The following is a 20,155-nucleotide window of genomic DNA, read 5'->3' on the forward strand; positions in this document are numbered from 1 at the left end:
TCATAGGATGTTCACAACCCGCTCAGGGTCCATATGATGAAAGTCATGGAAAGGGAGCTATCGCACAATGGGAAAGTCTAAAAAAAGCGTACAAGTAGTCATTCTGCTGGCGATTGTTCTGATCGGAATATACGCTGTAGCCACCGTGGTGTTCGGTTCCGACGGCGTGCCCAAGGAAGGGGAACGCGCCCCGGATTTTCAGCTCCTGGGCATGGACGGCGAAGTACATACCATGAGCCAGTACGATGGCAAGGCCAGAGTGATCAATTTCTGGGGCACATACTGTCCACCGTGTGTCCGGGAAATGCCTGCCCTTCAGGCACAGTGGGAGAAGTGGAGAAGCCAGGGGGTGGAAATCATCGGCATTAACGTTGGCGAGAACAACATGACAGTCGAAAATTTTGTAGCCAAAACCGGTGTCGAGTTCCCGATACTAAGGGACCCGAAACGGGAAGCGGTGAAGACGTTCGGGGTTGGCCCCATGCCGACAACCTTCTTCGTGACGGCTTCCGGAAAGATCAACCATATCCGGATTGGCGAGCTTGATTTGAGCACCCTTGACAAACAAATCGAACAGTTGGTGAACGCAAAATGAGTCAAGGTCCTAAATCACAATCTTTGATCCAGAATACGAAATGCGAGTGCGGCCATCAGAATCCGGTGGGTACGGTGCTGTGTGAAGCATGCGGCAAACCGTTGACGGAGGAAGCGGAGGCACAGCCTATTCTGGAGATGCGGTATGACGGGGTTGCGCGCAGGTCGCAGAAGGCCAATCCCGGTCTGATTGACCGGGTATGGAACTTCTTCTCCTCTGTCAAAGTGGCGATCTACCTGATCCTGATTACATTGATCGGATCGTCGCTGGGCACTATTTTTCCGCAGGAGAGCACCTTCCTGAATATCGACGGGTCGGTTTATTACAAGCAAGAGTACGGAACGATAGGGCATATCTATTACTTGCTCGGATTGTCGAATACATATACGTCCTGGTGGTTTGTCCTGCTGCTGATTATGATCGGCGCATCGCTGGTCATTTGCAGTCTGGACCGGGTCCTTCCGCTATACAAGGCGCTAAGCCGCCAGCGGATTCCGAAGCACATGTCGTTTTTGACGCGGCAGAAGGTCGTGTATCAAGGCGCTGTTGAGGAAGATGGAGCTGCATGGGTCGAGCGTGTGAAGCCGGTCATCCGCAAGAAAGGATACCGTGTCCGTACAGATGGAGGCACTCTCCTGGCCGAGAAACAGCGTTTCAGCCGGTGGGGGCCTTATATTTTGCACATTGGGCTTATCGTATTTCTGCTGGCGGTACTGGCTCGGAATTTACCCGGCCTGCATATGGACGAGCATATGGCTTTCCCGGAAGGGGAGCCGGTGCATATCAAGAATACGAGCTATTATTTGATGAATGACGGATTCGAGGTTGAATTCTACACGGAGGATGATTTGCCGAATGAATTCAAGGGACGGGGAAAGGTGCTGCCCAAAAGGTTTGAAACGCAGGCCATTCTGTACCGATGCGATGCTAATTGCGACAACCCGGCTGCAGAGCCGGAGCTGGTGGAGGTAACCCGTCACAACATCGAAGTAAATAAGCCTTTGAATTATGAAGGGCTGAAAGCGTATCAATTCGATTATGACCTGACGCCGATCCTGCGTTCAGTTTCACCGGTGCTCATAAACCGCAAGACCGGCGAGGAATACGGCAAGATCGAATTGTCGATCGGTGATCCTGTCAAGGAATATGAGGCAGGGGAGTACCGCCTGACACTGAGAGAGTATTATCAGGATTTCGGCCTTGGCGATAACGGAGAGCCTGTCAATCTGTCTTCACGTCCGAATGCGCCGGCCTATCTGTTCCAGATCGAAGGTCCTGATCTGCCGGGCGAGGGCATCCGATATTTCTACTTCCCGAAGCAGGTGGACAAGGAGCGCTTCCAGCAGGACGCCATTAACGCCCAGCTGGCCGGCGGCGAAGTTCTGTTCGACCTGGATGTGCAAGGCATGGAGGATGTGGATTTTGCCGCATCAACAACTTATTTGAACATACGCGTGGACAAAGCGATGCCGTTCATATGGGTTGGAGCTTTCATCGGCATGGTGGGCCTTGTCATGGGCTTTTACTTCCACCACCGCCGAATCTGGCTGCGGATTGATGAGGGTACTCTGACGCTCGGAGCGCATACGAACAAGAACTGGTTCGGACTGCGACGCGAGGTATCGGCCATTCTGAAGCAGATGGGGATCGATGTCGATGAAAAGTCACTGGATAATAACAGGGGGAGTCAATCATGACGCTAGTTGAAATCAGCAGCGACGCGTTTATAGCGGCCTTTTTTCTATACTGTGCTTCGTTTTTCATGTACACCATCGCTGTGATGGGACGCAGATTCCGCAAGCGGGATCCGGAGGCGCATTTGGCGAAATGGGGCAAAATCGCGTTTATAACAGGCGTTCTCGGCCTGGTCGGTCATCTGATCTATTTCTTTACCCGCTGGGCCGGCGCTGGGCATGTTCCGGTCAGCAATATGTATGAGTTTATGTCGTTTATGGCGCTGGCCATCATGATCGCTTTTCTTATTCTGTATTTCATTTACAAAAAATCGCTGCTCGGCTTGTTCGCGCTGCCGCTGACGATTCTGATCATGGCCTATGCGGCGGTGTTTCCACAGGAAGTGCAGCCGCTCATTCCATCGCTGCAGTCCTATTGGCTCGGCATTCATGTCACGCTGGCTGCGCTTGGCGACGCATTCTTTGCCGTCGGTTTTATCGCTGGTCTGATGCACCTGCTCAGAACGGTGGATTTCAGCCAGAGCGGCAAAAGCTCCCGCAGGGAGCAGCGGTGGCTGGAGCTATGCATGTTCCTGATCGTTGTGCTGATCGGCTTTATCGTATCGGTATACAGCTTCCGCGCTGGTGGCTACGAAGCCGTCTTCAACCAGCCGCAAGTTGACCCGGAGACAGAAACAAGTACAATAGTAAGAGTGGAATACAGCATGCCGCCACTTGTGGCGCCTTACAACAGCGAAACCGAGAGCATGACGTCTTTCCTCGGCATGAAATCGCCGCTGTTTGAAGCTCCGTCCTGGATGGAGGGTGTCAACGCGGGCCGGAAGTTCAATACGGTGCTGTGGTCCGTGCTGAGCGGTGCCATTTTGTATGGCCTGTTCCGTCTTATTTTGCGCAAACCGATCGCCTTGTTTATTCAACCTGCTTTGAAGCGGCTCAATCCCGATGATCTCGATGAGATCAGTTACCGGGCGATTGCCATCGGCTTCCCGGTATTTACACTTGGCGGGTTGATCTTTGCGATGATATGGGCTGAAATTGCCTGGGGCCGATTCTGGGGCTGGGACCCGAAAGAGGTATGGGCGCTTATTACCTGGCTGTTCTACAGTGTTTACCTGCATTTCCGGCTGTCGCGCGGCTGGCAGGGGAAGTATTCCTCGTGGCTGTCCGTCATCGGATTTATCGTTGTCATGTTCACGCTCGTTGGGGTGAACTTGATTATTGCAGGCTTGCATTCGTACGCAGGTACGGATTAAGCTGAAACATCAATAACCGAATAGCATTGAAAGGCAAATCAGAAGGGCCCTCATACAGGTGTGGAGGGCCGCTTCTGATTTTCCCTATCCTATATGAAGGAGTTGTCGCGGATGTCAGAGCATGAAAGCCGGATTCTGGTCGTGGATGATGAGGAGCGGATTCGCCGGTTGCTGAAGATGTATCTAGAGAAGGAAGGATATGAAATCGAAGAGGCGGAGGATGGTGAAACCGCTCTGCGCAAGGCGACGTCCGAAGATTACGGACTGGTCATTCTCGATGTCATGCTTCCCGGCATAGACGGCGTGGAGGTATGCTCCCGTTTGCGCCAGGTCAAGTCTACGCCGATTCTGATGCTTACGGCAAAAGGAGAAGAAATCAATCGCGTTCAGGGGTTTGAGGTCGGTGCAGATGATTATGTTGTCAAGCCGTTCAGCCCGCGCGAGGTGATCTACCGGGTGAAGGCAATTCTGCGCCGTTCGTCGGCGACGGCCTATCTGACAAAGGAAACGGCACCGAGCAACAGCATTGTGTTTCCGCATCTGGTCATTGAGCATGATGCGCATCGCGTCACGGCAGGCGGGCATGAAATCAGCCTGACCCCGAAGGAATATGAGCTGCTGCATTATCTGGCTTCTTCGCCGGACAAAGTGTTTTCCCGTGAAGAGCTGCTGAAGGACGTCTGGAATTATGAGTTTTTCGGCGATTTAAGAACGGTGGATACCCATGTGAAGCGGCTGCGTGAGAAGCTGAATAAAGTGTCCACAGAGGCGGCCGCGATGATTACCACTGTGTGGGGCGTCGGCTACAAGCTGGAGGTTCCGAAGTAACGTGGGCTTCCTGAGATCGCTTGTCGGCAAGCTGTGGCTTACGATTACCTGTCTGGTCGCCTGCGTGCTGCTGACGCTTGGCGTATTCCTGCTGCCGTATATTGACACGATGTTCACCAATTCAATGGCAATCAAGCGGCTGTTTACGTACGTATCCATTATCGGTTTTTCGATGACGACCTTTTTCGGACTGTTTCTGCTGACCAAAATTACGCAGCCGATGCAGAAGCTGATCGAAGCGGCAAACGAAATTCGCAGAGGGAACTATGGCACGCGACTCAATCTGGTGACCAGTGACGAGATCGGCGAACTGGCCAATACGTTTAACCATATGGCCGCGGAGCTGGAGACGAACATTCGCAACCTGAATCATGAGAAGGAGCATCTAGCCAGCGTGCTGCGCAGCATGAGCGATGCGGTCATTACCTTTGACAATCATGGGCAGGTCGTGCTGGCGAACCCGCAGGGGCAAGAAATCATGAAGGCATGGCAAGGCCTGGAATGGGATGAGGAGCTGCAGGGAGGCGGCTGGGCTGCCGATGTGCTGCCCAAGCCGCTTACCGAGCTGTATTATAGCACCGTAAGGGATGGCGAGGATAAAAGCGCGGACATTCATGTCAAGCACGGCATTTGGTCTGCGCATATGGCGCCGCTCTATTCAGAGGATGTCATTCGCGGGGCGGTCGTTGTCCTCCGCAATATTACCGAGCAGGTGAAGCTGGAGAAGATGCGGACCGATTTCATCGCGAATGTGTCCCATGAAATCCGCACGCCGCTGTCGATGATGCAGGGCTACAGCGAGGCGCTTCTGGATGGGATGGCCGCCTCGCCTGAGGAGAGCCGGGAGTTGATTCAGGTCATTCATGAAGAGTCGCTGCGGATGGGACGACTGGTGAAGGATCTTCTCGATTTGACCCGCATGGAGGCTGGTCACGCGGAACTGATGCTAAGAGAGGTCGATGCCGGTGAGCTGTGCGAGAGAGTCTACCGGAAATTCGCGGTCAGGGCCAAAGAGCGCGGCATTGAGCTTCACCTGAACAAGCTGCATGACCATCTGATGCTGGAGTCAGCGGATGAAGACAGGCTGGAGCAGGTGCTGACCAATTTGCTCGACAATGCGTTTCGTCATACGCCGACTGGCAAAGAGGTTGCCATTAACGTCAACCGAGTGTCAGTGCAAGCGGAGGAATGGCTCGAAATGGTCATCTCCGATCAAGGGGTAGGCATCCCTTCAGAGGACCTTCCGTTTGTGTTTGACCGCTTCTACAAAGCCGACAAGGCCCGTGTCCGCGGAGAATCTGTCGGAACAGGGATCGGGCTGGCGATCGTTCAGAACATCGTCACGGCGCATAAAGGGAATATTCACGTCGATAGCGAGGTAGGGAAGGGCACTTCCTTTACAATCACGATTCCGGCAAAAGCGCCAAAATGATAGATGATATGCTCTAGAATGGCAAAAAACACGCTCATCCCGAGCGTGTTTTTTGTTGAAGATTTGGAATTAATCTTGTTGTTCGTGAAACAGTTGGGGCTCTGTTAGCCAAGGACAATCTGCTGGGCAGTGTTCAGCTCGGACAGGCCGGCCAGCTTGATCAGCACGTCGCTAGGCACGTCCTTATCCACAGTCAGCAGCATAATCGCTTCACCGCCAACCACTTTACGGCCAACCTGCATCGAAGCGATGTTGACGCCGTTCTCGCCGAGCAGCGTACCGACACGGCCGATGATGCCCGGTTTGTCATTGTGGGAGATGAGGATCAGATGACCTTCGGGCGAGATATCGACCGGATATTGATTCAGTCTGACAATGCGCTCTCCGTAACCGAGCAGCAGCGTACCGGCAACGGTCTGCTCCGTGCCGTTCTGGGATTTCAAGCTGACGGTGACGAGGTTGGTGAAGTCTTTGGTTTTCGGCGTCTGGGAGACCACGACATGCAGATCGCGGCTCTTGGCCAGATGCATGGAGTTGACGATGTTCACTTCACTTCCGAGATGACGCTCCAGTACCCCCTTCACAATGTAGCGGGTAAGCGCCTGCGTATCCACCTCGGCAAGCTCACCGGCGTAGTCGACATGGATTTCTCTTACGGCATGGGCTGTAACCTGCGCTGCAACGCTGCCGAGCTTTTCGCCGAGGGAGAAGTATGGCTGCAGCTTGTTCATGACGCTTGCGGCCACGAGCGGGAAGTTTACCGCATTTTTGAACGGCTCGTTGCGCAAAATATGAAGCACTTGTTCGGACACGTCAATCGCAACATTCTCCTGCGCTTCAATCGTCGATGCACCCAGATGCGGGGTCACGATGATTTTCGGATGGCCGAGGAAAGGGTGATCCTGCTCCGGCGGCTCATGCTCGAAGACGTCGAAGGCGGCGCCGGCGACGATCCCTTCGTCAATGGCTTCCACGAGCGCTTTCTCATCAATGATGCCGCCGCGAGCGCAGTTGACGATGCGCATGCCGCGCTTCATCACTTCAAATTGCGGTCTGGCGATCATGTGGCGGGTTTGAGGAGTAAGCGGCGTATGGACCGTAATGAAGTCCGCATGGCGGATAATATCATCCACGGAAGCCAGCTTTACGCCGAGCTTGTCAGCCCGCTCTTCGGTCAGGAACGGATCGAAGGCCAGGATGCTCATGCCAAATGCTTTTGCCCGCTTGGCAACTTCGCTGCCGATGCGTCCCATGCCCATCACGCCGAGCGTTTTGTTCCGCAGCTCGACGCCGACAAAGGTTTTGCGGTCCCAGGTGCCGCCGATCGTTTTGGCATATGCCTGCGGAATATGACGGGCTAGCGCAATCATCATGGCGAACGTATGCTCAGCCGTTGTAATCGTGTTGCCGTCCGGCGCGTTGATCACGACGACGCCCCGCTGGGTGGCCGCCTCCAGATCAATGTTGTCAACGCCGACACCTGCACGGCCTACAACCTTCAGCCTTGCTCCTGCGCTCATAATGCGCTCGGTTACCCGGGTCTGGCTGCGAACGAGAAGCGCATCATATTCACCGATGATGGCAACAAGCTCGTCCTCTGTCAATCCTGTGTTCTTGTCTACCTGCACATCCGGTGCATCCATCAGCTGCTGAATGCCCAGATCACTGATCGGGTCGGATACCAATACTTTAAACATGGATAGTCAAGTCCTCCTTCTAATCCTTCGCATGATGATATATTTGAATAAGGAGCACGCATTGCTGCGTATTCCGTTATGCCAGAGGGATGCGCCTATATGTGTTGACGCGGTGGTGTGACAGAGAGTCTGACATGTAAAAAACTCCCGATCCGCATACTACTTCCGTAGTAAGGGACGAGAGTTATTCGTGGTGCCACCCTTATTCGCTGCCGATGATAAGGCAGCCTCAAGCGGTCTGATTGACCATGATTGGTAACGGAAATCATCCGATTTGCGCCTACTTACAAGTTCAGCGAAATAGCTCAGGAACGCTAAAGATTACCTTTCGCCACCGATTTCCACCAACCATCGGCTCTCTGAGGACGTTACAGCATCTTCTTTCCATCATCGGTTTCGTCGCGATTAATTTTTTCATAATGTATCATGGTCCTGACACTGTGTCAATAGGTCAAACCCAATCGGAAACGGGTTTATTTCAACGGATTAAGAAACTTGTCGCCTTGAATATCGTATAAATTATTTGCTATGATGCTTATGCCTACCTTGGACGCCACTCACTTGATATTTGACTGTCCCAATCGACCTCATGCAAGATGGATCCATAAAATCAAAGACGAAAGACAGGCTAATTATTCATGAAAAAATTCAAAATACGTGTCAAACGAATCGAAGCCCATCAGTTGAATGACCGCTTGCTGCTTATCAATCTGTACTTGACGCAGGCGATCACGCTGATTGTCGGAGGCGTATGGATTCTGCTGCAGAACAGAAACCCGCTCGGACTGCTTGCATTTCCTGCAGATTTGAATTTTCTGTATTGGGGACTCGGACTGGCAGGTACGATGCTTGTGGCAGATTTCGTCCTGTCGCGAATTTTCTCCTCAGAGGATATGGATGACGGGGGCATCAATGAGATGCTGTTTCGCGCAAGGCCGGTGTGGCACATCTTTGTGATTGCCCTTGTCGTCTCGATATGCGAGGAACTGCTGTTTCGGGGGGCTATCCAGCATGCATTCGGCCCCTATTGGACGAGTATTTTGTTTGCACTCATTCACGTTCGATATTTAAGGCATTGGCTGCCGACGGGTTGGGTGTTTCTGAGCAGCTATGGACTTGGATATGTGTACATCCACACGGGAACGCTGTGGGCGCCGATCCTGTGCCATTTCCTGATCGACTTTATATCAGGGCTGCTGATTCGATTTCGGAGGAAAGAGGACCATGAAAGAGCTTAGCAGATTGGAAAGACATCGGAGCCGCAATAAGGGCCGGAACAAGAAAACATCAGACGCTTCGCCCCATGGGTTGTCAGCAAATCACGCACCAAATGCACAAGTTGCATATGATAAAGAAGAGGTTGCCGCATCATCCGAAGGGTCCACAGCGTCCGGCGGACTGAGCAGGCGCAGCCGCTATCGGGGAAATTCCTCGGAAGCTGTGCCGAAGTCTGCGTCAAGCAGAGCAGCTGTGGAAGGGGAGGCGCTTGATGAGCTGCCGATGCGAACGAGGACCTATTCCTCGTATCGTGTCCGAATGAGCAAATGGTTTGTGAACTCATTGATTATTTTATTTGTATTGTTGATGGCTGCGCTGGTATGGTGGGGAGTAAAAGGCGCGCCTCCTTTGAAGGAGCTGCTGTAGATGTGGGAGTGGATTGCAGGGTCAGCCGCGGCTGCAGCAGGGCTGCTTGGCTGGATGAGCAAGGAAGCTTACGGGTATCGGTTGCGAAGGGAAGAGGTATGTTCGCCCCGCATTCCGGACGCTTTTAACGGGTACAAGATTCTGTATATGACAGATATACATCGCAGACAGTTGTCCGAGCGCAAGCTGCGAGCTTGGCTTGAAGAGGCGGATTGCGTCTTTCTCGGGGGAGATATTACGGAACGGGGCGTGCCCTGGGAGCGGCTAAGAAGCAATATGCAGCTGCTGCGCAAGTATGCGCCGGTCTATGCAGTGCTCGGGAATCATGATCTGAAGGCCGGTAAAGAACAGGTGCGCCAAATCCTGCGCGAGACGGGTGTCGTTCTTCTGAGCGACAAAAGCGTGGAGCTTGTAAAAGGGGCGCATCGAATCGTGCTGAGCGGTATTCAGCAGCCAGCCTCAAAATACCATCCCTATACCCGGTATCGGGGACGCAACAGGGAGGGGCGATATCATATAGTCCTCGTTCATGATCCGAGATGGGTGAAGGACAGAACTGATTATCCATACGATCTCGTCCTGGCAGGCCATACGCATGGCGGCCAGATCGTGCTTCCGCTTGCAGGTGCGGTGAAGCTGGAGAAGTTCTATCAGAGCTACAAAGCCGGCTGGTATGACCTCCCCGGCAAGGAGGACGGGGCGACTGCCGGGCCGCCTTTCCTGATCAGCAAAGGGTTCGGTACATCGCATCTCCCGCTGCGTTTAGGCTGCCCCGCTGAGCTTCATCTCATAACGTTAAAGCAAAAGCCTTGATTTCTTTCACGCCGGATGGCGAGAAGAATCAAGGCTTTTTGTTGCTGGGAGCCGGCACGCTTGAAGCGAACATAAGATAAGCTCGAGGTGCGTTAGCCGATCGTTACCTGATAGTCAATTCAATGCTCTCGGGGTGAACGAAATGGTATCCTTGCTGCTCAAGCTCAGTCAGCAGACCGTCCAGCGCGTCTGCCGTCCAGGGCAGTTCATGCATCAAGATGTTGCTGCCCGGATGCAGCTGATCCAGCACATTTTGGATGATTGCCTCGGGCTTGTTTTTATACTTGCTTTCCCAATCGAGGGAGCCGTTCGACCAGGTCATGTAGAGCATGCCGTTCTCCTCGACAATCGCTTTGACCGCATCGCCGCCTGATCCGAAAGGCGGTCGGAAAAATTTCGGTTTTTCACCGATCGTCTCCTCGACGATGTTCTGAACATCGACAATTTGCTGTCTGACGACCTCCGGGCTCTCCTTCTTCAGATCGATGTGATCCCAGCTGTGGTTGCCGATGATCTGGCCCCGTTCGTGGATGAGCCGGAGCAGTTCAGGATTTGCTTTCACGCGGTATCCGTTCACGAAAAAGATCGCTTTCGCATCATGCTTGTCCAGAATGTCGATCATACGATGGATCAATGCTTCGTCCTTCGGGCCATCGTCAAACGTAAGCAGCACCGTGTTCGCAGGCACCGATTCCTCATTCGGGACGATCCGGTAGACGCTGTTCATGTGGTACTGCGGCTGAATGGATGCGATTTCAGAACCCGGCGGCGCGGGATCGGCAGGCTGCTGCTCAGCCTCCTGCATCTCGTTCGGCTCGCTTGGGTTTTGCATTTGCTCCTTGCTTGCTGCATCTTGGTTCACGTTCATGTTCAATTCTTTCTCCTTTTCCATCTGTCCAGGAGATGACTGCTCCTGCTGGGCTTCTGGCGATGGCGCCGGGGCGCTTCCCTTGCCGGAATCCGCTCCGCAGGCGGTAAGCAGTAGACAGGCTGCCAAGAGCAGCACGGATGATTTCATGCCCATGAATTACATCTCACTTTCCTGTTTTTATGTCGAATGAGTCCAAGCCTTCGCGTCAACACTAAATCCGAGTTTATCATACGAAGGAGGTATTATTGTGAAAACTTCGTCATTTCTATGGGGAGTTGCCGTGGGATGCGCTGTAAGCCGGACGATGTCCCGCCGAGGCATTTCCCTCACGTCAATGATGAAAAACATGAACTTGGGCAGCTTCGCCAGCACAGCAATGAACAAGGTTCAAGGAATGAACAACAGCTCAGCGAGCGGTAAAGCATCCGCAAGTTACGGCGGCTCCAGCAGCCGTCAAACATCTGCACAGCACTACAGTCCACAGGCATCAAGCCATTCGAAGGCGGCAGATCTGAGCCAGATCAAGGAATTCATCCGCAAAAACCCTGATGTGAAGCATGAGGTGGAGGAAATCCTGAAAGAAACAGGTACGGTTGTACCCGGTTTGTAACCGTTAAAACCCTCGTTTGAATCATTCCCGGGGGGATATCCTATCCCGGTGAATGATTCTTTTTTCTATTGCTACATATTTACGTGCATTTGTGGTTATTAAATGATAAAATCAATTATATAAAACCATTTTTATCACGTCATATTGCAGGGATCATATTTTGTTATAAACTTTTGTTTACGTAAGGAGGATCCTGTCATGAAAATAGAACGTTTGAGTCAAGATAAGATACGGATTTTCCTCACGTTTGACGATCTGAGTGAGAGAGGGATCCAGAAGGAAGAGATGTGGCAGGAGATACCGAAGGTATACGATCTGTTCACGGAGATGATGGATCAGGCGTACAGCGAGCTCGGATTTGATGCAACTGGACCGCTGGCCGTCGAGGTTTTTGCCCTGCCTGCTCAAGGTATGGTCGTTATTGTAACGAGAGGAAAGTACGATCATCATTTCGGTGGCTTGTCCGAAGATGAAATGCCTGATGAAATTTATGAAATGGAAGTCACGCTGGATCATAGCGATACGCTGGTTTACGTGTTCCAGGATTTCGAAGTGCTCATCGAAGCCGCTCATATGCTAAAAGATTTGGTGAATGGAGCAGGAAAGCTTTATCACCATATGGATAAATGGTTTTTATATCTGGAGCCGGAGGAGCTCGATAGCGACAAGCTGCCGGCAGCCGTTGCGGTGCTTGCCGAATTCGGTGAATCCTCTCCGATGACAGAAGCTGTTCTGGAAGAATACGGGAACAAGATCATGCCACAGCATGCAGTGGACACGATCTGCGCCTACTTTCAGCGTCAGAAATAACGATGTGGGCGTGCGTGCCGGAACACAGGCGCGCAATTAACGGAGGGGAAATACATTGCTGTTGTTCTCGATTATTGCGTCAGCCGTGGCGCCGGGACTTGCACTGCTCACGTATTTTTACCTAAAGGACAGGTATGATCAGGAGCCCTTGCACATGGTAATCAAGGTATTCCTGCTCGGGTTCTTGATCGTGCTTCCCGTCATGATTCTTCAACGGGGGATGATCCTGTGGCTGGGTGAAAATCCGATAGTCGAGTCATTGCTGGTGTCATCCGGCGTTGAGGAATTTTTGAAATGGTTTGTTCTGTATCATATTATGTTTAATCATATGGAATTTGATGAACCCTACGATGGCATCCTGTACGCAACGGCCATTTCACTGGGTTTTGCAACAGCCGAGAATCTGCTTTATGCCTGGTACAGCCAGGCTGCTTTCGGCCCGATGATGATCCGGGCTTTGCTGCCGGTATCCGGCCATGCCATGTTCGGCGTTATTATGGGATACTATATGGGCAAGGCCAAGTTTATGAAAAGCAAACGCAGCCGGCGTTTTCTGGCATACTCCCTTTTGCTTCCTTGGTTTTGGCATGGTCTGTATGACATCATCTTGAACACGATGACCCACAACTGGCTGTGGTTTATGGTTCCGCTGATGGTGCTGCTATGGTACGGAGGAATGGGGAAAATCTCGCGGGCGAACAATCGCTCTCCTTTCCGGTTCATTAATCGCGAAGAAGAGATTATAACACATAACAAATAAGGGCACACTTCATCTTGAAGCCTCTGACTGCAACGTCAGGGAGGTATCAGGAATGGAGGTGCCTTTTTTGCGCGTAAAAGTGAGAATCCATTGCAAGGATTGCGGAGAGCGTTTCATTCTGCGCGGCAGAATGGAGCGCGGTCGCATTGAAACCGGATTTAAGCAATGCTTGTGTAATAACCGCGACCACTTTGAAATTGAAGAAGAACATTAGCTGGGAAAAGATGAATAAAGCTTCTTTCTTCTAGTCACAATAACGTCAGTGAGTAGATGAAAGGAGACAACGCATTATGTACAAACGTTTAAGCGCTGTTCTGTTTCCAGTTGCCACTGTATTGTTGATCGGGGCGCTGGTGTGGGGCTATCAAGAGAATAAAGAGAAGAATGCTGTTCTAATCAATGCGGAAAACCAGTACCAACGCGCTTTTCATGATTTGTCATTCCATTTGGATAAGCTTCATGCTGAACTGGGCAACACGCTTGCCGTCAGCTCGAAGTCACAAGGAATGCACCGCAAAGGCTTGATGAATGTATGGCGTATTACAAGCGAAGCGCAGAACGAAATCAACCAGCTTCCGCTCACACTGCTGCCGTTCAACAAGACGGAGGAGTTTCTGTCGCGCATTTCCAATTTTGCATATAAAGCAGGGGTTCGTGATTTGACGAAGGAGCCTCTTAGCGAGAATGAACTCCAGACCCTCAAGACGCTGTATTACAATTCCGGAGAAATCACGAAGGATCTGCAGGAAGTGCAGGAGAGGGTAATCACGAGCCGTTTGCGCTGGATGGATGTTGAAACGGCGCTGGCTAACGGCAGCCCGGAGGACAACTCGATTATCGACGGATTCCAGACGGTGAACAAAAGGGTGGAAAGCTATCCAGAGCTGGACTGGGGGCCGTCGGTGAGCAGCATGTACAGCAGACGATCTGTCAAAATGCTCTCGGGTTCTCCAATTACCGAAGAGGATGTCAGACGGAAAGCCCTGAAATTTACGGATGCGGGCGAGCAGGCTGACGTTCAGATTACGCTGAACGGCCAAGGCACAGATTGGCCTTCCTATACGGCGAGGGTGAATAGACCAAACGGTGCAATCAGCATGGACTTTACGCAAAAGGGCGGCCAGGTCATCTCCTATACGGATGAGAGAGAGGTCGGTCCTAAGCAGGTATCCGTTCAGCAGGCGATCGACAAAGCTCAGGAATTCCTGAGCCTAAAGGGGTACAGCGATATGACGGTCGTTGCCGCTGACCAATATGACAATCTGGCCAACTTCTCGTTTGTACATGAGAAAGATGGCGTATTGATCTATCCGGAAAAGGTGACCGTCCGCTCCGGGCTGGACAATGGCGAGGTGCTCGGTTTCCAGGCCAGCGATTACGTGTATGAATATCAGGAAGACCGTGAAATTCCGCAGCCCAAGCTGAGTCTCGCCGAAGCCGAGAAAACGCTGAATACCGAATTGAAGGTGCTGTATCACCGGAAGGCTCTGATCAAGAATGACAGCAATGAAGATGTATTGACGTATGAATTTGGCGGACGTATCAACGGGTCCCAGTATCGGATATACATTAACGCAGATACGGGACTTGAGGAGACCGTGGAAGTTGTTAAGGATGCTCAGGCCGGAGTAGAATAATTGCAATGGGATGAGCCCAGCATGGCGGATAAGGGAAAGAGCCTGTCCGCCATGCTTTTTTTGCGTTGTTAACGTGACCATAATTATAGCCTCGGAGTCACCGTCAGACGTCAATGTCCTAAAAAGGACTAGAAGACAAGATTTGGCATGATATAATGAAAACAAAGTCGATATGAGTAGGTGAAGCCGGTTTGTTTCCGAAAATCAATGATGTCCTTTACATTTCAATGGACACGGAAGATGAAAATGAAGCTAAAGCGATCTATAAATCCCGCATCGCGGACCTTGATGACAATGCCATGCTCATTGAAGTTCCCATTGCGGACGGAAGCGGGAGACTGAAGAAGCTGTATATCGGAGACGAGCTGTCCGCTTCCTTCACGACAGAGGGCGGCATGAAACATTACTTCAACTCGTATGTGCTCGGCTACCAGGAGGATGCTGTCCCGCTTGTGCGCATTCGCAAACCGGAGAAAGGTGACATTACAAGTGTCCAGCGACGCGGATATTTGAGGGTGACAGCCGAGCTTGAACTGTCGGTGACAACGAAGGGCAGCCCGCCGTTCCTGACCAAGACGGTTGACGTAGGAGGGGGCGGCGTATCCTTCCATCTGAATACCGATGTTGGACAGCGGATGGAGGAAGGCATGGTTGCTTCCTTCTGGATATTGATCCCGTACAAAAACGGCGCGCTCGAGCATGTGCCGTTCGAGGGGGAGGTCGTGCGCGTGCAGAAGCTGAGCAGCAGCCAAAGCGTGGCCATGGTCAAATTCGTTCAAATATTGGATGTGGAGCGGCAGAAACTCATACGGTTCTGCTTCGAGCGCCAGTTTGATTTACGCAAGGTGTAAGCCCAACCATGGGAGATTTCAGCCTGAATCCTGAAAGAAAGTTGGCTGGTACAGGATGCCATGCATCAAATGATAAGATCCAGGGCATACTAACCCCAAATTTCGACGGGAAAGGAAGCCATGTGTTGATGCGGGACAAGCTGGAAACTACGCGAACGACGATGGATGACAAGAAGGATAATCGCCTGCTGGACAAGCCTGCATCAGAGCTGTTTGACCGCTTTGGCAGCGTGCTGCTTCGCATGCTCGTATGCTTGCTGGTCGCCCTGATCAGCTTGCAGCTGCTTTTGCATTACAAGCCTGCGAGGCCTTATGTGTCACCGGTCGATCAGCTGGAGGGCGTCCCTTTGGACGAACAAAATGTAAAGGATTGGATGATGGGAAACATTCCTTCTCTTTTGCATCACTCTAGCTAGTGTGGTATAATTTTGACGTCGCAGGCAGGGCGCCTGCTTTTTTTTGAGGCTTATGTTTGAGGAGGAATGCCCCGTTGGTTATGCAGGGGACAGGTTATCGGGACAAAATTAACATCGCCATCGATGGACCTGCAGGGGCGGGCAAAAGCACGGTTGCCCGTATGGTTGCGAGCAAGCTTCAGTACATTTATGTGGATACCGGAGCCATGTACCGGGCGTTAACCTGGTTTATGCTGAAAGAAGGAATTCCTTCGGAAAATTCGGAAAATGTGCTTCAAAAGGCACAAAACATGGTGATTGAATTAAAACCGCATGTAAATGGCCAGAAAGTTTTGCTGAATGGGGAAGACGTCACGCCGTATATTCGGTCAAGCCAGGTGAATAACGTGGTATCGAAGTATGCGCAGATTGAGGGCGTCCGCACCAAGCTTGTTCACCTGCAGAGGCAAATGGCACTGGAAAAAGGCGTGGTCATGGATGGCCGGGACATCGGAACGACGGTGCTGCCTGATGCCGAAGTTAAGATTTTCATGACAGCCAGTGTGAAGGAACGCGCGCTCCGCCGCTACAATGAATTAAGCCAGACGGAAGACATATCGCTGGAGCAGCTGGAACACGATATCGCCGAGCGGGATCGTCTGGACCAGCAGCGGGAAGTATCCCCGCTTCGACGTGCAGAGGATGCCATCTTCCTCGATACGACAAGCATGAGTATTGAAGAGGTTGTCGATGCGATTGTTTCTTACTGCGTAATTCATTGGGATGGGGAGAAATAGGACATGATTTATGTTTTTTGCAGAGCCGTAGTTCGCGGAGTATTTGCAATTCTGTACCGATTTGAGTCAGTGGGCGTACATAACATTCCTGCTGAGGGCGGCGTGCTGATCTGTGCCAATCACATCAGTGTAAGAGACCCGATCTCGGTTGGCATTCACGTCAAACGCCAGGTGAAATTCATGGCGAAGGCCGAGCTTTTCAAAATCCCGGTTTTCGGATGGCTGATCTCCCAGCTGGGTGCATTTCCGGTTAAGCGCGGCGGCGTCAGCAAAGACTCCATCAAGATGGCACTGACCATTCTGCGCCAAGGCGAGGTGATGGGGATCTTCCCTGAAGGCACGCGAAATTCGGATGCCGCAGCCAAACGCGGGGCAGCAAGCTTCGCGCTCCGAAGCGGTGCAACGGTCGTGCCGGCAGCGATTGTCGGGAATTACAAGCCGTTTCGCAAGATGAAGATCATCTACGGTGCGCCGGTGGATCTGTCCGCATTCGAAGGCGATAAGTCTCCGGAAGCGCTGGATGCCGCTACGAACCTGATCATGGAGAGAATTTATGAGATGCGGGAGAGCGGGAAGCCGAATGTGAATTGATTTTCCAAGGATGTGCATAAAAACGATGCGCGGATTGGAAAGATACTACAACGAATAATGTTTTGAACTTCGCGATATGCGGGTTTAAATAAATGGGGTTTGAATTGAGGAGGTTATTGACATGTCGGAAGAAACAAGAAATCAAGAAGCTGCTGAAGTGCAAAGCCAGGAGCAGCTCGACCAAATCGTATCCTTGAAAAAAGGGGACACCGTGAAGGGAACGATCGTCAAACTGGAGGATAACCAAGCTTATGTAAGCATTGGATATAAATATGACGGTGTAATTCCTGTTCGCGAGCTGTCTGCGGTTCAGCTTGACAACGCATCCGAAGCGGTGCAGGTTGGTCAAGAGGTGGAATGCAAAGTAGTCAGCATCAATGACGACAAGGAGAGCCTGGTGCTGTCCAAGCGTGCGGTAGATTCCGAGAACGCATGGGAAGATCTGGAGAAGCGTTTCGCAGATCAAGAAGTGTTCGAGGTTACCGTATCGGATGTTGTGAAGGGCGGCCTTGTGGCTAACGTCGGCGTTCGCGGCTTTATTCCGGCTTCGATGGTAGAGCGTCATTTTGTTGAAGATTTCAGCGATTACAAAGGTCGTACGCTTCGCGTGAAAATCAAGGAGCTTGACCGCGAAAACAACAAGCTGATTCTTTCCCAGAAAGATGTGCTTGAGGAAGAGTTCGAAGCGAACAAACAAAAGGTAATGTCTGAACTGCAAGACGGCCAAGTGCTGGATGGCACGGTGCAACGTCTGACCCAGTTTGGCGCTTTCGTTGATGTGGGCGGCGTGGATGGACTGGTGCATGTGTCCGAAATCGCTTGGAACCATGTTGAGAAGCCTTCCGATGTGCTGTCTGAAGGTGACAAGGTTACGGTGAAAGTGCTGAAGGTTGATCCTGAGAAGGGCAAAATCAGCCTGAGCATCAAAGCAGCTCAGCCGGGTCCTTGGGAAACTGCTGGTGAGCAATTCAACACAGGCGACGTGGTTACGGGTGTTGTGAAGCGTCTTGTAACCTTTGGTGCATTTGTTGAACTGGCGCCTGGAGTTGAAGGCTTGGTGCATATCTCTCAAATCTCCCACAAGCATATCGGAACTCCGCAAGAAGTTCTTAAAGAGGGGCAAGAGGTTCAAGTCAAAATTCTGGACATTAACACATCTGAACAACGCATCAGCCTGAGCATCAAAGAAACAGAGGAAGCTCCTGAGCCGGCTCCAAGAGCTGAAAAGCCTTCCAAAGGTCCAAAAATCGACCTGAAGGACAACCCGAACGTTTCCCTGAACAACCAAGGGATGAGTGTTACGCTTGGCGAACGCTTTGGCGACAAGCTGAGCAAACTGAAGTAAGTCGGGAAAAGTAATGCTCGGTCGCGAATGACCTTCCATATAAGCGGCGAACCCAGCTTTGGGTTCGCCCTTTATTTTTGTACGGGGAATGGTGTCTGTGGGATGCAGAGCGCTTCTTGCGAGCATAATAGATGAAAGGTTAGCCAATTGTAGCGTTTTTTGCTATGATGATAAGCGTAAGAATGGACAGGAGGAGTGAATATGGCAAGACCCGTAGTGGCTATCGTCGGACGACCGAATGTCGGGAAATCAACGATTTTCAACCGGCTTATTGGGGACAGACTGGCCATTGTTGAAGATAAACCGGGGGTTACCCGAGACCGGATTTACGGAACGGCGGAGTGGAACGGCCGTGCGTTCAGTGTCATTGATACCGGAGGTATCGAAATTGACGGGGATGACATGATATTGAAGTCGATTCGGATGCAGGCTGAGCTTGCGATCGAAGAGGCGGATGTGATCGTGTTTATATGCGATGCCAAAACTGGCGTCACCCAGTCGGATGAAGAAGTAGCCCATATTTTGTTCCGTTCGGGCAAACCCGTCATTTTGACGGTGAACAAGGTGGACAACCAGCGGAGAGCGGAGGACATTTACGAGTTTTACAGCCTCGGATTCGGCGACCCTGTCGGCATTTCCGGAAGCCACGGCACCGGGATCGGCGATCTGCTTGACGTTGTCGTGGAGAAGCTGCCGGTGCTGGAAGACGACGGCTATGACGAGGATGTAATCCGGGTTGCCTTGATCGGGCGTCCGAATGTCGGAAAGTCCTCGCTCGTGAACGCCATATTAGGCGAAGAGCGGGTCATCGTCAGCGACATAGCCGGCACGACTCGCGATGCGGTGGATACCCCGTTCGAGAAAGACGGGCAGCGGTATGTATTGATTGATACAGCGGGGATGCGCAAGCGGGGCAAAGTATACGAAACGACGGAAAAATACAGCGTCATGCGTGCCATGCGTGCCATTGAGCGGGCGGATGTTGTACTGGTGCTGATCAACGGGGAAGAGGGCATCATCGAGCAGGACAAGCATATTGCGGGATATGCCTATGAGGCGGGTAAGGCTTCTCTATTCGTCGTGAACAAATGGGATGTTGTGGAGAAGGATGACAAAACGATGCAGACGTTTGAGAAGAAGATTCGCGATCACTTCTTGTTCATGACGTATGCTCCGGTTGTATTTTTGTCAGCCAAAACAAAGCAGCGTCTGCACAAGCTGTTGCCTGTCGTCAAGCATGTGGCTGAGCAGCACTCGCTGCGTGTGCAGACACATCTGCTGAACGATGTCATTTCCGATGCGGTGGCCATCAACCCGCCTCCGACGGATAAAGGGCGCAGGCTGCGCATTAACTATGCGACACAAGTGGCGGTTAAGCCGCCGACGATGGTCGTGTTTGTCAACGATCCGGAACTGATGCACTTCTCATATGAGCGGTATCTTGAGAATAAAATCCGGGCCGCATTTGACTTTGAAGGTACGCCAATCCGCATATTTACGCGGAGAAAGTCTGATGAAAGTTAGGGGAGAGT

General features: G+C 51.8%; 21 protein-coding genes and 1 other annotated feature. Of the genes, 19 read left to right on the forward strand and 2 right to left on the reverse strand.

Features of this window, described 5'->3' with window-relative positions; translation table 11 throughout:
* Positions 1–67: 67 nt before the first annotated feature.
* The 5 genes from CHH67_RS02895 to CHH67_RS02915 all read left to right on the forward strand — a co-directional run bounded on the left by CHH67_RS02895 (position 68) and on the right by CHH67_RS02915 (position 5,802).
* A complete protein-coding gene (locus tag CHH67_RS02895) occupies positions 68–595 on the forward strand; it encodes a redoxin domain-containing protein (RefSeq protein ID WP_095263479.1) in 528 nt (175 codons plus the stop codon).
* Positions 592–2,292, forward strand: a complete 1,701-nt coding sequence (gene resB, locus CHH67_RS02900) for a cytochrome c biogenesis protein ResB (RefSeq protein WP_095263480.1) — start codon at positions 592–594, stop codon at positions 2,290–2,292. Before CHH67_RS02895 ends, resB begins: the two co-directional genes overlap by 4 nt.
* Positions 2,289–3,542: a c-type cytochrome biogenesis protein CcsB gene (gene ccsB / locus CHH67_RS02905; RefSeq protein ID WP_095263481.1), complete on the forward strand. Its 1,254-nt coding sequence runs from the start codon at positions 2,289–2,291 to the stop codon at positions 3,540–3,542. The genes resB and ccsB overlap by 4 nt, the downstream gene beginning before the upstream one ends.
* A 111-nt stretch (positions 3,543–3,653) precedes the next feature.
* Entirely contained in the window at positions 3,654–4,370 is a 717-nt protein-coding gene (locus CHH67_RS02910) for a response regulator transcription factor (RefSeq protein WP_095263482.1), read from the forward strand.
* Between the two features lies 1 nt (position 4,371).
* Complete coding sequence (locus CHH67_RS02915; RefSeq protein ID WP_095263483.1) at positions 4,372–5,802, forward strand: ATP-binding protein; 1,431 nt, start codon at positions 4,372–4,374, stop codon at positions 5,800–5,802.
* A 104-nt stretch (positions 5,803–5,906) separates the two neighbouring features.
* Here CHH67_RS02915 and serA read toward each other — a convergent pair whose 3' ends face one another.
* The gene (gene serA / locus CHH67_RS02920) at positions 5,907–7,499 is read right to left on the reverse strand and encodes a phosphoglycerate dehydrogenase (protein ID WP_095263484.1); all 1,593 of its coding nucleotides are present in this window, start codon (positions 7,497–7,499) and stop codon (positions 5,907–5,909) included.
* A 170-nt stretch (positions 7,500–7,669) separates the two neighbouring features.
* Positions 7,670–7,899: a binding site (T-box leader), on the reverse strand.
* 238 nt (positions 7,900–8,137) lie between these two features.
* On the opposite strand from serA, the gene CHH67_RS02925 reads away from it, so the two are divergent.
* The 3 genes from CHH67_RS02925 to CHH67_RS02935 all read left to right on the forward strand — a co-directional run bounded on the left by CHH67_RS02925 (position 8,138) and on the right by CHH67_RS02935 (position 9,956).
* Complete coding sequence (locus tag CHH67_RS02925) at positions 8,138–8,737, forward strand: CPBP family intramembrane glutamic endopeptidase (protein ID WP_095263485.1); 600 nt, start codon at positions 8,138–8,140, stop codon at positions 8,735–8,737.
* Between the two features lie 70 nt (positions 8,738–8,807).
* Positions 8,808–9,143 carry a hypothetical protein gene (locus CHH67_RS02930; RefSeq protein WP_244908067.1) on the forward strand — a complete coding sequence of 112 codons (336 nt, stop codon included), beginning with the start codon at positions 8,808–8,810 and terminating at the stop codon, positions 9,141–9,143.
* Positions 9,144–9,956, forward strand: coding sequence for a metallophosphoesterase (locus CHH67_RS02935; protein ID WP_095263487.1), 813 nt, complete (start codon positions 9,144–9,146; stop codon positions 9,954–9,956). It begins immediately after the preceding gene.
* A gap of 103 nt (positions 9,957–10,059) precedes the next feature.
* Here the strand turns inward: CHH67_RS02935 and CHH67_RS02940 are convergent, their stop codons facing one another.
* A complete protein-coding gene (locus tag CHH67_RS02940) occupies positions 10,060–10,980 on the reverse strand; it encodes a polysaccharide deacetylase family protein (RefSeq protein WP_095263488.1) in 921 nt (306 codons plus the stop codon).
* A gap of 94 nt (positions 10,981–11,074) precedes the next feature.
* Between CHH67_RS02940 and CHH67_RS02945 the strand changes: the two genes are divergently transcribed.
* The 11 genes from CHH67_RS02945 (at position 11,075) to der (ending at position 20,147) form a co-directional block, all read left to right on the forward strand.
* Complete coding sequence (locus tag CHH67_RS02945) at positions 11,075–11,437, forward strand: hypothetical protein (protein WP_095263489.1); 363 nt, start codon at positions 11,075–11,077, stop codon at positions 11,435–11,437.
* A gap of 198 nt (positions 11,438–11,635) precedes the next feature.
* Positions 11,636–12,247 carry a genetic competence negative regulator gene (locus tag CHH67_RS02950; protein WP_095263490.1) on the forward strand — a complete coding sequence of 204 codons (612 nt, stop codon included), beginning with the start codon at positions 11,636–11,638 and terminating at the stop codon, positions 12,245–12,247.
* 55 nt (positions 12,248–12,302) lie between these two features.
* Positions 12,303–13,007: a glutamic-type intramembrane protease PrsW gene (gene prsW, locus CHH67_RS02955; RefSeq protein WP_095263491.1), complete on the forward strand. Its 705-nt coding sequence runs from the start codon at positions 12,303–12,305 to the stop codon at positions 13,005–13,007.
* 52 nt (positions 13,008–13,059) lie between these two features.
* Positions 13,060–13,221 carry a hypothetical protein gene (locus CHH67_RS26100; protein WP_155617393.1) on the forward strand — a complete coding sequence of 54 codons (162 nt, stop codon included), beginning with the start codon at positions 13,060–13,062 and terminating at the stop codon, positions 13,219–13,221.
* Positions 13,222–13,297: 76 nt separating this feature from the next.
* Complete coding sequence (gene ypeB / locus CHH67_RS02960; protein ID WP_095263492.1) at positions 13,298–14,644, forward strand: germination protein YpeB; 1,347 nt, start codon at positions 13,298–13,300, stop codon at positions 14,642–14,644.
* A gap of 191 nt (positions 14,645–14,835) precedes the next feature.
* Positions 14,836–15,495: a flagellar brake protein gene (locus tag CHH67_RS02965; protein WP_176475516.1), complete on the forward strand. Its 660-nt coding sequence runs from the start codon at positions 14,836–14,838 to the stop codon at positions 15,493–15,495.
* Positions 15,496–15,623: 128 nt separating this feature from the next.
* Positions 15,624–15,911 carry a DUF5359 family protein gene (locus tag CHH67_RS02970; protein ID WP_144029235.1) on the forward strand — a complete coding sequence of 96 codons (288 nt, stop codon included), beginning with the start codon at positions 15,624–15,626 and terminating at the stop codon, positions 15,909–15,911.
* 74 nt (positions 15,912–15,985) lie between these two features.
* Entirely contained in the window at positions 15,986–16,687 is a 702-nt protein-coding gene (gene cmk / locus CHH67_RS02975) for a (d)CMP kinase (protein ID WP_095263493.1), read from the forward strand.
* Between the two features lie 3 nt (positions 16,688–16,690).
* Positions 16,691–17,278 (forward strand): lysophospholipid acyltransferase family protein, encoded by a 588-nt coding sequence (locus tag CHH67_RS02980; protein WP_095263494.1) that lies wholly within the window; start codon positions 16,691–16,693, stop codon positions 17,276–17,278.
* A gap of 121 nt (positions 17,279–17,399) precedes the next feature.
* Positions 17,400–18,623, forward strand: coding sequence for a 30S ribosomal protein S1 (gene rpsA / locus CHH67_RS02985; RefSeq protein WP_095263495.1), 1,224 nt, complete (start codon positions 17,400–17,402; stop codon positions 18,621–18,623).
* A gap of 201 nt (positions 18,624–18,824) precedes the next feature.
* Positions 18,825–20,147: a ribosome biogenesis GTPase Der gene (gene der, locus CHH67_RS02990; RefSeq protein WP_095263496.1), complete on the forward strand. Its 1,323-nt coding sequence runs from the start codon at positions 18,825–18,827 to the stop codon at positions 20,145–20,147.
* Positions 20,148–20,155 lie beyond the last annotated feature (8 nt).

It is taken from the genome of Paenibacillus campinasensis (assembly GCF_002272015.1).
Lineage (GTDB): Bacteria > Bacillota > Bacilli > Paenibacillales > Paenibacillaceae > Paenibacillus_AQ > Paenibacillus_AQ campinasensis.